Origin of the sequence: Xanthomonas hydrangeae (genome assembly GCF_032697525.1) — a bacterium.
Lineage (GTDB): Bacteria > Pseudomonadota > Gammaproteobacteria > Xanthomonadales > Xanthomonadaceae > Xanthomonas > Xanthomonas hydrangeae.
Genome location: NZ_CP103836.1, coordinates 1,204,876 through 1,220,360 on the forward strand (window position 1 = coordinate 1,204,876; position 15,485 = coordinate 1,220,360).

Consider the following 15,485-nt stretch of genomic DNA (forward strand, 5'->3'; position numbering starts at 1 on the left):
AACGCATGACCGCACTCAACTCATCGCGCGGGCGCCCTGCTGCTGTTGCTGGGTCTGCGACTGCTGTTGTTCCAATGCCACAGACTGGCGTGCGGCATTTTCTGCAACGCGCTGGCTGCTCTGCTCCAGCGGGGTGTTGATGGCGCTCATCGTTTCGACGCTGACACGCAGCTGCGCGGGGTCGTCGGCACGGCCCTGCACGGCGAAGGTGCGCGCTGCATCGGGGCTCATTACCACCTCGTCGATGCGCTTGCCGCCGATGGCATGCATTTCCGATGCGAGCGAGCCGGACAACTGGGCGCTGTGCTGATCGGGCGTGCGCCCGGCACGCGCGTCCTGCGCATGCACGCCACGCTGCGCATCCTGGAACAAGGCGTTGCCCACATGCCCGGGCTGATCGATGCGCAGCGAGGTGTGGTCGTTGCCGTGTTCGCGCGCGTCGCGCTTGGCGGGCTCGCCCGGGGCGAGCGGGCCGCGGATGGCGTCCACCGCATCCTGGCCGAGGCCGCGCGCGCTACGCGTCAAGATGGTGGTGCCGGTGCGCAGCCCATCCACATCGTTGCGGTATTCGTCGATCATCCGCGCGTTCTTTTCGGCCAGCGGGCGCGCGTTGGGATCGGTGAGCGCCGAATGCTCGCCCAGGAAGTTGCCCAGCTTGTGCGCGCCCAGCGAGTTGCCGGCCGCCACCAGCGGGTAGTCCGGAATCAGGAAGTTGGCCTTGCTGTTGCTGTAACCAGCGCCATTCAACGTGGTGATTTCATCCGGCTTGGCATAGATGCGCACCTGCCCGAAATGCGGCGAGGCCGCGCTGACCGGATCGGACGCCATGACGTGGTTGATCACGCTGTTGCCGCCTTCCGGAATGCGGTAGCTCAGGCTGGCTGCGCCGTACGAGTTGAAGGTTTCGCCCTTGAGGTCGTAATGGTGCGCGGAGACCTGTGCCAGCGCACCGCCGAGGGAGTGGCCGGTGACGGTGACTTCGGGTGCGTGACCGGTTCGCTTTCCCGCAATTTCCGCATAATCGAGCGCGTGTTTGGTCAATGCCAGCGCATCAGCTGCTTGCGGATTGGTCCGCGAGGTGACCATCGCCGCGTCGGTGAGAATGTCCTTGGCCGCACCTTCGGTACCCCGATGCGCGACTACAATCTCGCCACTGCCTTCGCGGCGGTAAATCGTGCCTTGGTAGCCAGTGGACTTGTTGTTGACGTGTTCGAGAACGGCGTAACGCTGCCCCTCAACCGTGACGATCTCTTCCTGTCCCGGCGCACGCCGACCTACCGCGCGATCCTTGTAGGCGTCTTCAGACAAGCCCGCATATTGCGGCGATGGAATGCTCATGGCGCAACTTCCTTGGCAGCCAGTGTGATGGTGAAGAGATTGTCGCGGATCTCAGGCTTGAATTTGTCAGGAGTCAGTTCGCCCACGTCAGGAAAGTCATCCATTCCTGAGCTCGGATAACCCTCTCTCCAGTAATACTTTGTCTGCGGCTGCTGCGCCGTCACCGTCTTGCCTTCGATAAACGACAAAAAGCGCGTCTCTTCTTCGGCACCGGTGGCCTTGAGCAGCACGCTGGCACCGCTGAATTCCCAATGGCAGACGCCGCGGCCGTAGTAGTCCTCGTCCTGCATCAGGTCCAGATAGACGGTGCCGCGGTATTCGGTGTCGGAGATCTTCTTGAGCGCGAAGTCTTCCTGGCTGGTGATGCGCCCGGCGGTACCGGTCTCGGGCTGGATCTTGCCGCATTCGGCTTCGTTGCTGACGTCGTATTGCGCCGCACCCTGGACCAGGCCGAAGGCACCGGGCGCCTTGTCGAGGGTGAGCGTGACCTCGAAGGCCTTGCGCGGGCTGGGATTCAATTTGGCAAGGCCGCGACCGCCCGCCTCCACGTCGGCTTCTGCAGTGGCCTCGGTTGCGGGGGATGTGGTCTGGGTCATGCTGGTCTCCGGGGCGTTACAGGCCGTAAGCAAAAGGGCCAGCAGGCTCGGTGTGAGAATCAGGCGCAAGGCCGGCCTCCATGGCGATAAGGGGGCTCAATCTAGTCCGCTTGAGCCGGTGGGGTCAATTTACGGCAGCCGACGTGAGGCAGTTGTTGCCGCCGGAAAGCTGCCATGATTCGACCTGTCCGCTAGGGGGAGCGCGTTATCGCCACGGGGTTCACATCGCCAGCCGACAACGTGGCCGTCACCCCGCGCGTGCACTGGCGGCGCAGCCTGCGTATGCGCGTGTTGCTGGCCGCCACCGCAGTGCTGGTGCTGCTGCTGGCGGTCCTGGGCACGGTGTTTTATCTGGGCGCACGCGCCGAATTGGTGGAGGCGGCGCGCACCGAAGTGGATGGCTTGACCGAGCAGACCGCGCGCAGCCTGGCGGCGATGCTGGATTCGGTGCAGGTGAGCGGCCGCACATTGGCCGCCAGCAGCAGTGCGGTGGGGCTGCAGCCGTTCAATCTGCGTGCGTTGCTGCTGGCCACGCTCAGTGGCGACCCGGATATCGGCGCGGCGCGTTTGATCATCGAACCGCGCACGCAAAAAGCCGGCGACAGCGGGTTTGTCTGGTACGTGCATCGCGATGGCACGCGCGTGCTGGAAAAATCGGTGCAGGAGCTGGGCGACGACTACCGCGCGATGCCGTGGTATCTGCGCACCCAGCGCGAAGGGCGCGCGTGGTGGTCCGAGCCGTACATCAACACCAACGGCGGCAGCGAGTTGTACACCAGTTACAACCTGCCGCTGCGTCGGCCGGGCGATGCGGTGGATGCGGCGCCGGTGGGCATGGTGAGCGTGGATCTGCCGCTGCAACATCTGCGCGCCATCATCGACCAGCTGCCGCACGACATCAGTATCCGGCCGATGCTGTTGTCGCCGGAGGGGATGGTGATGTTCAGCCCCGACCCTGCACTCAATCTGCATGACACGCTCGCGACCTACGTGGCGCGTTCGCGCCCGGATCTGGCACCGCTGCAGCGCGCAGTGGCGGCGGGTCAGCCGATCTCGTTCTCGCACACCGCGCCCGATGGCGAGCGCTTCCTGACCCATAGCGCAGCGGTGGGGCGCAGCGGCTGGACCTTCGTGCTGTCCGCATCGGAAAACTACGTGCTGGCCGGCCTGAACTGGCTGGCGGTGTGGGTGGCGTTGGCGGCGTTGTTGGGCGCGGCGGTGTGGTGGTGGTTGATGGGGCGGATCACCCGCACCTTGACGCGGCCGATCGAGGAATTGACCGATACCGCCGAGCATTTTCGTCGTGGCGAATTCGAGTACCCGCTGCGGCATATCGAGCGCGATGACGAAGTGGGCGTGATGGCGCGTGCGTTCGACAGTGCACGCGGTGCGATCCGCGACCATATCGCGCAGATCGGCGAGATGACCTCCGCGCGCGAACGCATGTACAGCGAGCTGCAGATTGCGCGCGAGATCCAGCAGGCGATGCTGCCGTCCGGGCGTACCTTCGATCGCGCCAATTCGCATCTGGAAACCTGCGCCTGGCTGGAACCGGCCAAGGCGGTGGGCGGCGATTTCTACCACTTCATCGAGACCGAGCCGGGGCTGTTGTGGTTTGTGGTGGGCGATGTCTCCGACAAGGGCGTGCCGGCGGCCTTGTTCATGGCGCGCGCCGTGAGCGTGCTGGAAATCGCCGCGCGCCGGCACACGCGCCCGGACGCCATCCTGATCGCCGCCTCCACGCGGCTGGCCGAGAACAACGAGCCGTGCATGTTCGCCACCGTGCTGTGCGGGGTGATCAATGTGGTGAGCGGCGAGTACTGGCTGGCCAGCGCCGGGCACGAGCCGCCGCTGTTGATCGACCTGGATGGCACGGTGCGGCCGTTGCCGCTGGAAACCGGTGCGCCGCTGGGCATCGAGCCGCAGCTGGCCTACCCGGTGCTGCAGGGCCGCATGAGCGCCGGGCAGACCCTGCTGGGGTATACCGATGGCGTGACCGAGGCGATGGACGAACACGGCGCCAGCTACGGGCTGGAGCGGCTGCTGGCCGCGCTGCACCTGCGCCGTAGCGCGGCGGCACAGTGCAAGGCGGTCATCGACGACATCGCCGGCTTCACCGGCCAGGCCGATGCGTACGACGACATCACGCTGCTGGCGATCCGGCTGCGCCAGGAGCATGCTGAGCCGGTGGCAGACGCTGGCCGGGACGGTCCCGGAAAGGCAACGACCGGATGAAGCTCGAACTGGCCATCGCGCCGTCGCTGGCCCAACTGGCCGGCGCCAACGACGCGCTGGAAGACTCGCTGATGCGCGAAGGCCTGCACGAAGCGCGCATCGGCCAGGTGCGGCTGATCGTGGAAGAACTCGGCTGCAACGCGCTCACCCACGGCCAATGCGCCGAACAACCCTTACGCCTGCAGCTGCAGCTGGACGCGCAGGCGCTGGTGCTGGAGCTGAGCGACCCGGGCAGCGCCTTCGACCCGCGTGCACTGCCGGAACTGGAGCTGGACGCCGCGCTCGACGATCGGCCGATCGGCGGATTGGGGTTGTTTTTGGTGCACCAGTTCGCCGATCACATCGACTACCGTCGCGATGGTGCATATAACGTCGTGCGTATCACCTTGCTGCATCCGTACGCCCCTGTCCCCGAGGCACTGCCATGACCACGCTCGCCATCCAGATCGACCCGCCGCAAGACACCCGTCAACGCGTGATCCTGACCGGGCGCCTGGACTCCCACACCTACCAGGACCTGGATGCGGCGCTGTCGCCACTGCTGGGCACCAGCATCGTCACCCTGGTGCTGGACCTGACCGCGCTGGAATACATTTCCAGCGCCGGCATCCGCAGCATCTTCAAGGTGCGCAAGGCGCTGGCGACCCATCAGGGCAAGCTGCTGGTGACCAACCCGCAGCCGCAGATCCGCAAGGTCTTCGACATGGTCAAGGCGGTGCCGCTGAGCGATGTGTTCGCCTCCACCGAAGAGCTGGATGCGTATCTGGCCGCGATGCAGCGCAAGGTCATCGAACAGCACGCCGACGGCGACAACCCGATCCAGCCGCACTTCGCCGAAGCCTGAGTTTGATCGCCTGCGCGCACATGCAGTGACGTGTGTGCGTATGGCACTTCAGCGGCATTGGGTAGGCTATGACGCCCTGCTACTTGCGTTGCAATGCCTGCACTGATCATCTTCGATTTCGACGGCACCCTGGCCGACTCGTTCGGTTTCTTTTTGAGCACGCAGCGCGTGCTGGCCGAGCGGCACGGTTTCCGTGCGGCACAAGCGCACGAGGTGGAGGATGCTCGCCGGCTGAGTACCCGAGAGCTGTTGAAGGCCTCCGGGCTGCGTGCCTGGCGCGTGCCGCTGGTGGCCGCCGACTTTATCCGCCTGATGCGCGCCGCCCCGCCGATGGCGTTGTTTGCCGGCATTGCCGACGTAGTGGAGACGCTGCATGCCAGCGGCACGCGCCTGGCGGTGGTGTCGTCGAACTCGGTGGAGAATGTGCAACGCGCCTTGGGTAAGGACTTGAGCGCGAAGTTCGCCGTGATCGACGGTGGTGCGCATCTGCTGGGCAAGCAACGCGCCTTGCGTCGTGTACTGCGCGCCACCGGGTATAGCGCGAGGCAGGCGGTGTATGTGGGCGACCAGGTCGCCGACTGGGAAGCGGCGCAAGTGGTTGGGTTGCCGATCGCTGCGGTGGCGTGGGGCTATGCGCACCCGGAGGTGTTTGCCGGGTTGGCTGGGACGCAGTTGATTGAACGTGTGGACGGGTTGCTTGGGTTGGGTGTGCAGTAGCCTGGTTTTTCAATGGCCGGGATTTGGGATTTGGGATTTGGGACTCGCAAGAGCAAGAGCTTCCCGCCGCTACGTGCGGACGTACCCTCATCCGCCCTTCGGGCACCTTCTCCCGGGGGGAGAAGGGTACGAGCGTCAGGTGCTACTGGGGTCAAGCCAGCTGCTTTTCAGCGGTTCGCCACGGCGGCTCTACACCCCGCCGACCCGCGGCAAGGGTGCCGGCACGTTCAACATGCCGCCCGCTGCCACATACGCCGCCAAGGCCTGCCCCTGGCTCAACAGATGCCCATGCATCGTGCGCTCTGCGCCCTCGGCATCGCGACGCCGTACGCACTCCATCAATGCACGATGCTCAGCCAGCGACTGCGCCATGCGTCCCGGCGTCAACAGCTGGCGGCCGCGATGCATCTTGAGGATGCGATGCAGATCGTGGGTGACGCGGATCAACCACGGATTGCCGGCGTACTGCTGCACGGTTTCGTGGATCAGATAATTATTGTGGTAGTACTCGGCCAGGTCGCCGGCCGCAGCGGCGGCTTCCATCGCCGCGTGCAGCTCTTCCAGGCGTTGCACGCCAGCCGCATCGATGCGCTTGACCGCATCGTGGGCGCAGCGGCCTTCGAGCATGGCCATCACCGGGAACAGCTGGTTGAGATCTTCCAGCGTCAACCGCGTGACCCGGCTGCCGCGGCCGGCGTCCAGTTGCACCAGGCCCTCGGCGGCGAGCAGCTTGAGGCTCTCGCGCAGCGGAGTGCGGCTGATGCCGAGTTCTTCGGCCAGCGCCGGCTCGTCGATCCACTCGCCCGGCGGCAGCGCGTAGTCGTAGATCTTCTGGCGCAGGCGCTCGGCCACTTCCTCGTACAGCGGTACGCGCTTTTTGGCGGTGCGCGAATCAGGGGCGAGGGTCATGGCGGGCAGGTCGTTGGCGTCAGGGCGGGGGCGCCCATTCTACGGGGGCGCCCCACTCCGCCGCTGTGCGCGCGCCGGCTCACAGCCAGCCCGGCACCACGAACAGCAGCCACGCGGTCAGTGGGCCCAACACCACCACCAGCCCGCTGTAGACCAGGAAGCGGCGGAACAGCGCGTCGCGCTCCTCTTTCGCCGCCGAAGCCACCACCAGCGCGCCGTTGGTGGAGAACGGGCTGACATCGACGATGGTGGAGGACACGGCGAGCGCGCAGATCACCCCGGCCGCACCCAACTGGCCCTGCATCAGGAACGGCACCGCCAGCGGGATAGTGGCGCCCAGCACCGCCGCGGACGAGGCGAACGCGGACACGATGCCGCCGACATAACAGACCAGCAGCGCACCCAGCAACGGCATGCCGATATGCGAGACGCCGGTACCGATGTAGTCCACCGCGCCGGCCTTTTCCAGCACCGCCACGTAGGTGACCACGCCGCTGATCAACAACACCGTGGACCAGCTGATGCCATCCACTGCGCCTTTCTGCGCGCTGGGCGAGATCAATGCCAGGACCACAGCGACGGTGATCGACACCAGCCCGACATTGAGGTTGTAGATCAGCGCCGCGACGCCCAGACCCAGCAAGCCCACCAACGTGATCAAGCGATCGCGGGTGATGGCGACAGCCTCCAGCGCCAGCGGATTGGTCGACAAGGTACCGCCGCCAGCGGCAACCAAGGAGCCATGCCCTTCGATCGCAAATGGACGTTTGGAGGCCTGGTCATCGGCCACTGGCACGTATTGCGCATCGGCCAGCGAGATCTCTTGCCGACGCATCAGCTTGAGCCCGCCGAACGCACAGAAGCAGATGATCGCCATCATCAGGTTGAAACCCAGGCTGGTGAGGAACACCGCCATCTCGGTGACGTCCAGCCCGGCCTTTTCGACCACCTTGTTGGTGATGCCGCCATACACGCTGATCGGCGAAAACCCGCCGCCCTGCGCGCCATGGATCACCAGCAGGCCCATCATCAACGGGTTGATGCGGTACTGCTTGGCAAAGCGCAGCGCCACCGGCCCGATGATGGCCACTGCCGCCGGCCCGAGCGCACCGAATGCAGTCAGCAACCCGGTAATGACGAACATCACCCAGGGAATCGCCACGATGCGCCCGCGCACCGCGCGCACCGCCCAGTGCACCAATAGATCGATGGTGCCGTTCTTCTGCGCGATGGCGAACAGATAGGTGATGCCGACCAACGTCAGGAACAGGTCGCCCGGAAAGCCGGCCAGTACCTCCTTGCCGTCCAGTCCCACCCACACGCCGCCGATGATGAACGCCAGCGCGAAGGCCACCGCACCCATGTTGATGGGCAATGCGGTGGCGACGATGAACATGATCACCAAGCCAAGAATCGTTGCAATTTGCGGGGTCATGCGCCCTCCCAGACACCTGATACGCGTACAGCACGGATGGCCACCCGCCACCCAAGGGTCACGCCCTGTCAGACACCAGGAGCGGCCAACAACACCGATGCGCAGCTGCCAGGCGGTTGCCTGTTCGCTATGCATTGCTGGCCTGTCTTGGCGTTACCTCATGCCGCGCGCTCGCACGCGGCGTTGACCCACTCGACAACACCTTGGGTGCTGTTGAATTCGTCCACCGACCGCGCCTCGCAGTCCGGCAATCCCTCCCGCGCCATGCGCGCCAATGCGCTGCCTGGCCCCAGTTCGAGAAACACGCGTGCGCCGCGCTCTGCGGCCTGCACCAGCACCTCGTACCAGCGCACGGTCTGCGCAATCTGTGCGGCCAGCGTGTCGATCACCAATGCCTGCGTGGTGACCACACGTGCATCGATACCGGCCAGCACGCGCAGCTTTGGCGCAGTGATTCCTGCGGTTTTCAATGCGATGGCGAATGCGTCGGCGGCCGCGCGCAACCACGGCGTATGCGCCGGCACGCTCACCGGCAGCAGCGTGACGCGCGCGCCTTGCGCCTGCGCAGCGTCGCCAAGCGCCTGCAGCGCAGCGTGCGGGCCACCGAGCACGGCGTGGTCGTCGCCGTTGATGATGGCCAGTGCCGCGCCATGGGTCTGGGATAGCGTTTCGAGTGCGCGCAGTGGCAGGCCGACCACCGCCATCAACCCGGCATTGTCCGGGCTGGCCGCATCCATCAGGCGGGCGCGGGTGGCGGCCAGCTGCAGGCAGGTATCGATGTCCATGCTACCGGCCACCGCATGCGCGGCGAGCTCGCCAACGCTGTAGCCGAGTACCAGCAATGGTGTGGGCAGTTGCGTACGCAGCACCTGCCATTGCGCCAGCGTGCCGGCGCACACCAGCGGTTGTGCAATGGCATTGGCATAACGGTTCGGGTCTGCGGCAAGCGTTTGCGCAGATGCGCCAAGCAGCCTGGTCGCGGCAGCGAGTACGCTGGCCGCAGCGGGTGCATCGGCGACACGCGCAAACATTTCCGCGTGTTGGCCGCCTTGACCCGGGCATAGCACGGCGAGCGTCATGCGCTTTCCTGCAGATGCAAAAACCAGGCGCAGGCCAGCAGATCGGCGCTGCCGCCCGGGCTCAGACGACGGGCAACGAATTGCTTACCGATGGCGTTCAAACAATCGCGCCACTGCGGTTGCGCGATGCCGCCGTCGGTGAGGAAGGCACGTGCTTGCGCTTTTGCGTAGGCCAGTCCTTCCTGACCACCACGATGCAGCAGATTCAGATCGTCCACTGCGCTGACCAACTGCATCAGCGTCTGCGCCAATGCCGCTTCCCGCGTGGCGCCGCTGTGCAACGCAGCGCGCAGGCACGGCAGCGCGACTTCACGTAACAGCGGGTAGCCGGCTGCGGCCTGCTCGCGCACACCGCTGACCTGATACTGCGCACGCATACGCTGACCATTGCTGTGCGGATTCAGCGGCGCAGCCTGCAATGGATCGCGCCACGCCTGCACCGCGTTGCAGACCGCTTCACCAGTGGGGCGGCGTCCGTGCGCGACACGCAAGCGCGCCGCCTGTGCAGTCAACAAGCCGAGGCTGAAAATCGCGCCGCGATGGGTGTTGATGCCGCCGGTGGCGCGCAGCATCGCCGCTTCGGCATCGATGCCGAGTTGGCGAAGGCGTGCGAACGGCGCGTTGTCGATGCCGGCTTGCGCGATGGCGACAAAGTAGGCGCGCAACGCGAACAGGCTGCGCAGAAAGGTGGCCGCGTCCATATCGGTGTGGCTACCGGTATCGAACGGGGTGACCAGGCCAGGCTTTGGTGCGCAGGCCAGTTCTGCGTGCAAGGCAAGCACTGCAAGGCGGCCAAGGCGGTGCGCCAGTGGACTTGCCATGCCGCTGGTGAGACGCGATGTCTCTTGTAGCAATGCACTCTTTCGAACACCGCCATGCGCGCGTGCGTCATGCGGCGCGGAGTGCGCCACGGCCGATTCGGCAACACGTTTCGCCCGCACACTCATGCCGCGCTCCACACCGGAAACAGCGCAGCACGCGGCAACAGCCGGCAGCCATGATTGGATTTCACCAGCACCTGCTGCGCGCTGCCGGCATATTCGCGCCAGTTCACGGCGGTGCCGTCGTCGGCCAGCAATAATTCGCCATCGGCACGCAGGCCATGGCGTTGTTCCCAGCGTTGCAGCAAGGCCACCACCGCATGCGCCTGTTCTGGCGAGTCGATGGACCACAACAGGTCCAGATCCGATTGCGCATGCACATACGCAAGCCCGGTGAGTGCCTGCCATGCAACGCTGCCGAACACGCGTGGCTGCACTGCATTGACCTGGGTCTGCGCCAGCAAGGCCTGCAATGCCGGTTGCATGTCGCTGGGCGCGTGTGCGATCACTGCGTCCAACAGCAGCGGTGCGGTGCTGCGTGCGATATCGGCCACATTGGCTGTCAGCGCCAGACGCTGCTTGCCTTCGCTCGGCGGCAACGGCACGCCGAGCCGCAGTGCGCCGGGTGCTTCGCTGCCGTCGCCACGCGCCACCACCGCCGGCAGGCCGGCGGCGAACCACTGCTGCAGGCGCGGATGCGCACCCGGCGTCAACGCCTGCCAGCGCGCCTCGGGATGCAACCACACCAGTGCGTGCCGGCCGGGCATGCTCAGGCCTCGCCTGCTGCCACGGCAGCGGCGACATCGCTTGCCAACGTGCGGCCGCCACGCTGCGCGCCGAGTGCACGACGTTGGTCGCCGTCGCTGGGCGTGGCCAATGCATCGAGCAACGCCTGCGCCAGATCGCCCTCCCACAACGACTCCACCGCGCCCATGCGCACGTAGTTTTCCACACCCGGCGCGAATACCGGCGAGCTCCTGCTCAGCGCCTGCAAGGTGTCCACCGATTGCTTGGTCACACGTGCCATGGCACGCAGATCCATCACGCGGATCTGTGCATCGGGCAAGGCGTGGATATGGTCGGCCATCAAGCCGAACGAGAGGAAGCCGCCGCTGACCGATTCGCCATACACCAGCGTGACCAGGCGCGCGCCGCGGCTTCGTGCAAGATCCAGCGCGCGTGCCAGATGCGCGAAATAGCCGTTGATGCCGAGCAATTCATCGCGGCGTGCGAGCCGTTGCCCGGCGGTGTCGGCCAGCATCACGATCGGCCGTTGCGGATGCGCGCGCGTGCTCGCCAACACCGTCGCCGCCAACGCCAGTGCGTGGTCCACGCCGACTTCCAGCTTGTTGGCGGTGCCGATCACGGTGACCTCGCCCGCAGCGGTCATCGCGCTGCCGGTGAGCACATCGTCGTTGCGTGCGATGGCGTGACCGAGCGGAAACAGCTGATCCAGCAGTTGGCTCAGTTCCATGGAATGCTCCGGTCGGCAGTGGCAGCGAGGAAGGCCTCGGTGTCCAGCAACGGCAAACGCTGCGCATCGACGATGCCTTGGCGCTGCCAGATCTCCAGACCGTCGCGGCAATCGCCGTAAGCGTCGATGCGCTTGGACAACTGCTGCTGCGCAAGTTCCAGCGCCTGCAATGCGGCCTCGCCTTCCGGCTCGGCAAGTGTGTCCAGCGCATGGGCAGCCGCATCGGCGAATGCGGCGATACGGTCGGCCACCAAGGTCTGCGCTTCGCCGAGCAGATAGCGATGCTTGCCGCCGGTGACGCGCCACACCAGCGCGCGATCGCGCGCGTCGAATTCTTCCACGCCGCGCACGGTCTCGATCACGTCCGGGCCGGACAACGACAGGCGGCCTTCTTCGGACATGATCACCGCGCTGCAGCAGCGCGCCACGATGCCCATGCCGCCGAAGGCGCCGTTGCCGCTGCCGATCAAGGCCAGCACCGGCACGCCGGCGGCGCGTGCGCTCAGCGTGGCGCGCATGATTTCGGAAATCGCGATCAGGCCCGCATTGGCTTCGTGCAGGCGCACGCCGCCGGTGTCGAGCAACAGCAACACCGCGTACGGCTGGGTTTTTGCGGCGCGTTCGAGCAGGCCGGTGAGCTTGGCGCCGTGCACTTCGCCCACGCCGCCACCCATGAAGGCGCCTTGCTGCGCGGCGATCAGCACGTTGCGCCCACGCAGCGTACCTTGGCCGACGACGATACCGTCATCGAAGGCGCCGGGGGTGTCGAGCTGGGCCAGATGCGGGCTGATCAGGCGGCGACGTGGGCCGACGAATTCGCGGAAGCTGCCGGCGTCCAGCACGCCGTCGATACGCTCGCGCGCGTCGGCTTCGTAATAACTGCGCTCGGCCATGGGGATGGTGCTCATACGTATCTCCCGACGACATGCGTAGGAGCGCACTTGTGCGCGACCGGGGCGTTACCGAGAAAGCTTGTCGCACTCAGGCGCGCTCCTACGAGATGAGTGGTGGTGCTCATGTGCGGCTCCCGATGGCTTGCGTAGGAGCGCACCTGGGCGCGACTGAAGCGTTACCGGGAATGCCTGTCGCGCCCGGGTGCGCTCCTACGCGATGGCTGTGGTGTGCTGGATCGTGGCGGCTCATGCGTCGGCTCCCTGCAGGACATCCATCGCCTGCTCCAGGCGCAGGCTCACCACCGCCGGCGTGGCGCCGACATCGTTGATGCTGATGCGCACATCGCGCAGCGGATGGCGCGCGGAAAAATCGTCCAGCACCGCCTGCCAGATCGCGCCGAATCCGCGCGCGGCGGTGAGGATCTCGATCTCCATCGCGCCATCGAGCGGCACGCGCTCGACCAGCACTTCCAGGTTGCCGGAGGCGACCACGCCGACCAGCGCATGCTCCAGCCCGGCGCGTGCGCCGTGCTGGCCATCGAAGCGATACCGCAGGGTTTCCATGCTGTGCCCCTACCAATTGCGAAAACGTTTCGGCGGGTCGTACAACCCACCGGACCAGCGCACCAGATCCTTGACCGTGCGCGCGGCGAGCAGGTCGCGCGTGGCATCGCGTGGGCGAATCCCCAGGTCGTCCGGCCGCTTGATGACGCCGCGATCGCGCAGGTTTTCGACCGCGCGCTTGTCGCGGCCCAGACCGACGGCGGTGTAACCGGACACGCCGCGAATCGCCTGCTCGCGCTCTTCCGGCGTGCGGCACCACAGCAGGTTGGCGATGCCTTCTTCGGTCAGCACGTGGCTGACGTCGTCGCCGTAGATCATCACCGGCGGCAGCGGCATGTTGGCGCGCTCGGCCAGTTCCCAGGCATCGAGCCTGTCGACGAAGGCCGGCGCCATGTGTTCGCGGAAGGTTTCCACCATCTGTACCACCAGCTTGCGTCCGCGCGGCATCTCGCCCGGTCGTGCCGCCTCGCGCCCGGCCTTGAGCCAGGCATCGCTGGCATGCCGGCGGCCGCGCGCATCCGAGCCCATATTGGGCGCGCCGCCGAACCCGGCGATGCGGTCGCGCGTGGCGGTGGAGCTATTGCCCTGCAGATCGATCTGCAGGGTGGAGCCGATGAACATGTCGCAGGCGTACAACCCGGCGGTCTGCGACAGCGCGCGGTTGGAGCGCATGCTGCCGTCGGCACCGGTAAAGAAGATATCCGGGCGCGCGGCGATGTACTGCTCCATGCCCAGTTCCGAGCCGAACGAATGCACCGATTCGACGAAGCCCGATTCGATTGCCGGAATCAGCGCCGGATGCGGATTGAGCGCCCAATGCCGGCAGATCTTGCCCTTCAGCCCCAGCGATTCGGCGTAGGTGGGCAACAGCAATTCGATCGCGGCGGTATCGAAGCCGATGCCATGGTTGAGCCGGTTGACACCGTATTCGGCGTAGATGCCCTTGATCGCCATCATCGCCATCAACACCTGGATCTCGGAGATCTGTGCCGGATCGCGGGTGAACAGCGGTTCGATATGGTTAGGCTTGGGCGCCTGCGTGACGAAGTCCACCCAATCGGCGGGAATATCCACGCGCGGCAGCGTGTCGACGATCTCGTTGACCTGCGCAATCACGATGCCGCTCTTGAATGCAGTGGCTTCCACGATCACCGGGGTGTCTTCGGTATTCGGGCCGGTGTAGAGATTGCCGTGGCGGTCGGCGGCCTGCGCGGTGACCAGCGCGATGCGCGGGGTCAGGTCGATGAAGTAGCGGCCAAACAGTTCCAGATAGGTGTGGATGGCGCCGATCTCGATGCGGCCTTCGCCGACCAGCCCGGCCAGGCGCGCGGCCTGCGGCCCTGAGAACGAGAAATCCAGCCGCTTGGCGATGCCGCGCTCGAACACGTCCAGATGCGCGGGCAGCGACAACACCGATTGCACCATGTGCAGGTCGTGCACGCGCGCCGGGTCCACTTCGGTAAGACAGCGCGCCAGAAAATCCGCCTGCTTCTGGTTGTTGCCTTCCAGGCAGACGCGGTCGCCCGGCTCGATCACCGCTTCCAGCAGCGCCACCACATCGCTGGCCGCCACCACACGCCCTTGCGGCGCAAGCGGGGCGGCGCGCTGCAAGCGCTGGCGCCGGCTCTCGGCCTGGGTGTTCCACTGTCGACTCATGCGGCTGCCTCATCGGGCCAGGCCCGTAATGTCGAAGTAATTACATCGTAATTATGGAGACCAGCTGTGTCTAGCCGCGCTGCAGCATGGGCGGCAGGGATAGCCAGGCCGGTCAGCCGGGCGACAGGCAGGTGCTTGCGGGCCAGCACGCTTCGATATATCTTTTCGCCATGCTTCGATATATCGAATGACGATGCGCTCCCGCCACGACGACCTGCCGAGCGAACTCGATCCATCCGCAGCGCCCAGTGCGACGCGTCGCGGCGGCGCCGGGCGCGCACGGCCGCTGGAACATGGCGACCTGCGCTTGCTGCTGCTGGCGCTGATCGAGCAACAGCCGCGCCATGGCTACGAATTGATGCGGCAGATCACTGCGTTGTTCAAAGGCCTGTACACGCCCAGTGCGGGCGCCATCTATCCGGCGCTGGCGCAGCTCGAAGCCGATGGCTGGGTGCAGAACGCGCTGGACGAAGGACGCAAGCGCTACCAGGTCACCGCCGCCGGTCGCACGTATGCGGCACGGCACCGCGACGCACTGGATGCGGCGCTGGCCCGCACCCACCGCCGCGCGCGCGCGCTGATCAAGGCACAGACCCCGGCGCCGATTCGCGAGGCCATCCACCGCATCAAGCACGGCCTGTTTGCGCGGCACGGGCAATGGACGGATGCAGAAACCACACGCATTGCCGCGCTACTCAACGCCGCCGCTGACGGCATGGAGCGCGACGACGGCTGAGCGCGCTCATCGCTGTGGTCCGAAGCCAACCGATGCCGGCTTGATTGCGCCTTGCGGCAGTGACGCGTCATCGCGGTGTTTGCGTTGCGCGGCGTCAGTGGCATGCATGAATTGCTGTCCCTGCGCTGTTCTGCGATTTGATCAGCGTGTCGCTGCAAGACATCGACCTTGCTTGTTTGGCAGATGCA

16 protein-coding genes are annotated in these 15,485 nt (G+C 66.0%); 5 read left to right on the forward strand and 11 right to left on the reverse strand.

The window, feature by feature from the left end; all coding sequences use genetic code 11:
• Positions 1-15 precede the first annotated feature (15 nt).
• Together NYR97_RS04840 and NYR97_RS04845 are read right to left on the reverse strand one after the other, a co-directional pair.
• Positions 16-1,338 (reverse strand): XVIPCD domain-containing protein, encoded by a 1,323-nt coding sequence (locus NYR97_RS04840; RefSeq protein ID WP_316696914.1) that lies wholly within the window; start codon positions 1,336-1,338, stop codon positions 16-18.
• Positions 1,335-1,934 (reverse strand): hypothetical protein, encoded by a 600-nt coding sequence (locus NYR97_RS04845; protein ID WP_316696916.1) that lies wholly within the window; start codon positions 1,932-1,934, stop codon positions 1,335-1,337. Before NYR97_RS04845 ends, NYR97_RS04840 begins: the two co-directional genes overlap by 4 nt.
• A 282-nt stretch (positions 1,935-2,216) precedes the next feature.
• Between NYR97_RS04845 and NYR97_RS04850 the strand changes: the two genes are divergently transcribed.
• The 4 genes from NYR97_RS04850 (at position 2,217) to NYR97_RS04865 (ending at position 5,730) form a co-directional block, all read left to right on the forward strand.
• Positions 2,217-4,169: a SpoIIE family protein phosphatase gene (locus NYR97_RS04850; RefSeq protein ID WP_316698032.1), complete on the forward strand. Its 1,953-nt coding sequence runs from the start codon at positions 2,217-2,219 to the stop codon at positions 4,167-4,169.
• On the forward strand, positions 4,166-4,597 hold the full coding sequence (locus tag NYR97_RS04855; protein ID WP_023905273.1) for an ATP-binding protein: 432 nt from the start codon (positions 4,166-4,168) through the stop codon (positions 4,595-4,597). The genes NYR97_RS04850 and NYR97_RS04855 overlap by 4 nt, the downstream gene beginning before the upstream one ends.
• Positions 4,594-5,013, forward strand: coding sequence for an STAS domain-containing protein (locus tag NYR97_RS04860; RefSeq protein ID WP_210762859.1), 420 nt, complete (start codon positions 4,594-4,596; stop codon positions 5,011-5,013). Before NYR97_RS04855 ends, NYR97_RS04860 begins: the two co-directional genes overlap by 4 nt.
• A 93-nt stretch (positions 5,014-5,106) precedes the next feature.
• Positions 5,107-5,730: an HAD-IA family hydrolase gene (locus NYR97_RS04865; protein ID WP_316696917.1), complete on the forward strand. Its 624-nt coding sequence runs from the start codon at positions 5,107-5,109 to the stop codon at positions 5,728-5,730.
• Between the two features lie 189 nt (positions 5,731-5,919).
• On the opposite strand, the gene NYR97_RS04870 is transcribed toward NYR97_RS04865, so the two are convergent.
• From NYR97_RS04870 to mdcA, 9 genes are all read right to left on the reverse strand, one after another.
• Positions 5,920-6,639: a GntR family transcriptional regulator gene (locus NYR97_RS04870; protein ID WP_316696918.1), complete on the reverse strand. Its 720-nt coding sequence runs from the start codon at positions 6,637-6,639 to the stop codon at positions 5,920-5,922.
• Positions 6,640-6,718: 79 nt separating this feature from the next.
• On the reverse strand, positions 6,719-8,074 hold the full coding sequence (locus NYR97_RS04875) for an SLC13 family permease (protein WP_316696919.1): 1,356 nt from the start codon (positions 8,072-8,074) through the stop codon (positions 6,719-6,721).
• A 158-nt stretch (positions 8,075-8,232) separates the two neighbouring features.
• Positions 8,233-9,153 carry a malonate decarboxylase subunit epsilon gene (gene mdcH, locus NYR97_RS04880; RefSeq protein WP_316696920.1) on the reverse strand — a complete coding sequence of 307 codons (921 nt, stop codon included), beginning with the start codon at positions 9,151-9,153 and terminating at the stop codon, positions 8,233-8,235.
• On the reverse strand, positions 9,150-9,974 hold the full coding sequence (gene mdcB, locus NYR97_RS04885) for a triphosphoribosyl-dephospho-CoA synthase MdcB (protein WP_316696921.1): 825 nt from the start codon (positions 9,972-9,974) through the stop codon (positions 9,150-9,152). The genes mdcH and mdcB overlap by 4 nt, the downstream gene beginning before the upstream one ends.
• Before the next feature lie 122 nt (positions 9,975-10,096).
• Positions 10,097-10,741, reverse strand: a complete 645-nt coding sequence (gene mdcG / locus NYR97_RS04890; RefSeq protein WP_316696923.1) for a malonate decarboxylase holo-[acyl-carrier-protein] synthase — start codon at positions 10,739-10,741, stop codon at positions 10,097-10,099.
• A 2-nt stretch (positions 10,742-10,743) separates the two neighbouring features.
• The gene (gene mdcE / locus NYR97_RS04895) at positions 10,744-11,448 is read right to left on the reverse strand and encodes a biotin-independent malonate decarboxylase subunit gamma (protein WP_316696925.1); all 705 of its coding nucleotides are present in this window, start codon (positions 11,446-11,448) and stop codon (positions 10,744-10,746) included.
• The gene (locus NYR97_RS04900; protein WP_316698034.1) at positions 11,439-12,341 is read right to left on the reverse strand and encodes a biotin-independent malonate decarboxylase subunit beta; all 903 of its coding nucleotides are present in this window, start codon (positions 12,339-12,341) and stop codon (positions 11,439-11,441) included. Before NYR97_RS04900 ends, mdcE begins: the two co-directional genes overlap by 10 nt.
• Positions 12,342-12,587: 246 nt before the next feature.
• On the reverse strand, positions 12,588-12,905 hold the full coding sequence (mdcC, locus tag NYR97_RS04905) for a malonate decarboxylase acyl carrier protein (RefSeq protein WP_316696927.1): 318 nt from the start codon (positions 12,903-12,905) through the stop codon (positions 12,588-12,590).
• Positions 12,906-12,914: 9 nt separating this feature from the next.
• On the reverse strand, positions 12,915-14,561 hold the full coding sequence (gene mdcA / locus NYR97_RS04910) for a malonate decarboxylase subunit alpha (RefSeq protein ID WP_316696929.1): 1,647 nt from the start codon (positions 14,559-14,561) through the stop codon (positions 12,915-12,917).
• 193 nt (positions 14,562-14,754) lie between these two features.
• Here mdcA and NYR97_RS04915 point away from each other — a divergent pair, with 193 nt between their 5' ends.
• A complete protein-coding gene (locus tag NYR97_RS04915) occupies positions 14,755-15,297 on the forward strand; it encodes a PadR family transcriptional regulator (RefSeq protein WP_316698036.1) in 543 nt (180 codons plus the stop codon).
• The last annotated feature ends 188 nt before the right edge of the window (positions 15,298-15,485 follow it).

Bases quoted from the DNA above. Each gene is read 5' to 3' on its own strand.
- NYR97_RS04840 (WP_316696914.1), bottom strand. From the start codon at position 1,338: ATGAGCATTCCATCGCCGCAATATGCGGGCTTGTCTGAAGACGCCTAC.
- mdcH (WP_316696920.1), bottom strand. From the start codon at position 9,153: ATGACGCTCGCCGTGCTATGCCCGGGTCAAGGCGGCCAACACGCGGAA.
- mdcC (WP_316696927.1), bottom strand. From the start codon at position 12,905: ATGGAAACCCTGCGGTATCGCTTCGATGGCCAGCACGGCGCACGCGCC.
- mdcE (WP_316696925.1), bottom strand. From the start codon at position 11,448: ATGGAACTGAGCCAACTGCTGGATCAGCTGTTTCCGCTCGGTCACGCC.
- NYR97_RS04915 (WP_316698036.1), top strand. From the start codon at position 14,755: ATGCGCTCCCGCCACGACGACCTGCCGAGCGAACTCGATCCATCCGCA.
- NYR97_RS04855 (WP_023905273.1), top strand. From the start codon at position 4,166: ATGAAGCTCGAACTGGCCATCGCGCCGTCGCTGGCCCAACTGGCCGGC.
- NYR97_RS04860 (WP_210762859.1), top strand. From the start codon at position 4,594: ATGACCACGCTCGCCATCCAGATCGACCCGCCGCAAGACACCCGTCAA.
- NYR97_RS04870 (WP_316696918.1), bottom strand. From the start codon at position 6,639: ATGACCCTCGCCCCTGATTCGCGCACCGCCAAAAAGCGCGTACCGCTG.
- mdcA (WP_316696929.1), bottom strand. From the start codon at position 14,561: ATGAGTCGACAGTGGAACACCCAGGCCGAGAGCCGGCGCCAGCGCTTG.
- NYR97_RS04875 (WP_316696919.1), bottom strand. From the start codon at position 8,074: ATGACCCCGCAAATTGCAACGATTCTTGGCTTGGTGATCATGTTCATC.
- NYR97_RS04865 (WP_316696917.1), top strand. From the start codon at position 5,107: ATGCCTGCACTGATCATCTTCGATTTCGACGGCACCCTGGCCGACTCG.
- NYR97_RS04845 (WP_316696916.1), bottom strand. From the start codon at position 1,934: ATGACCCAGACCACATCCCCCGCAACCGAGGCCACTGCAGAAGCCGAC.
- NYR97_RS04850 (WP_316698032.1), top strand. From the start codon at position 2,217: ATGCGCGTGTTGCTGGCCGCCACCGCAGTGCTGGTGCTGCTGCTGGCG.
- mdcB (WP_316696921.1), bottom strand. From the start codon at position 9,974: ATGGCAAGTCCACTGGCGCACCGCCTTGGCCGCCTTGCAGTGCTTGCC.
- NYR97_RS04900 (WP_316698034.1), bottom strand. From the start codon at position 12,341: ATGGCCGAGCGCAGTTATTACGAAGCCGACGCGCGCGAGCGTATCGAC.
- mdcG (WP_316696923.1), bottom strand. From the start codon at position 10,741: ATGCCCGGCCGGCACGCACTGGTGTGGTTGCATCCCGAGGCGCGCTGG.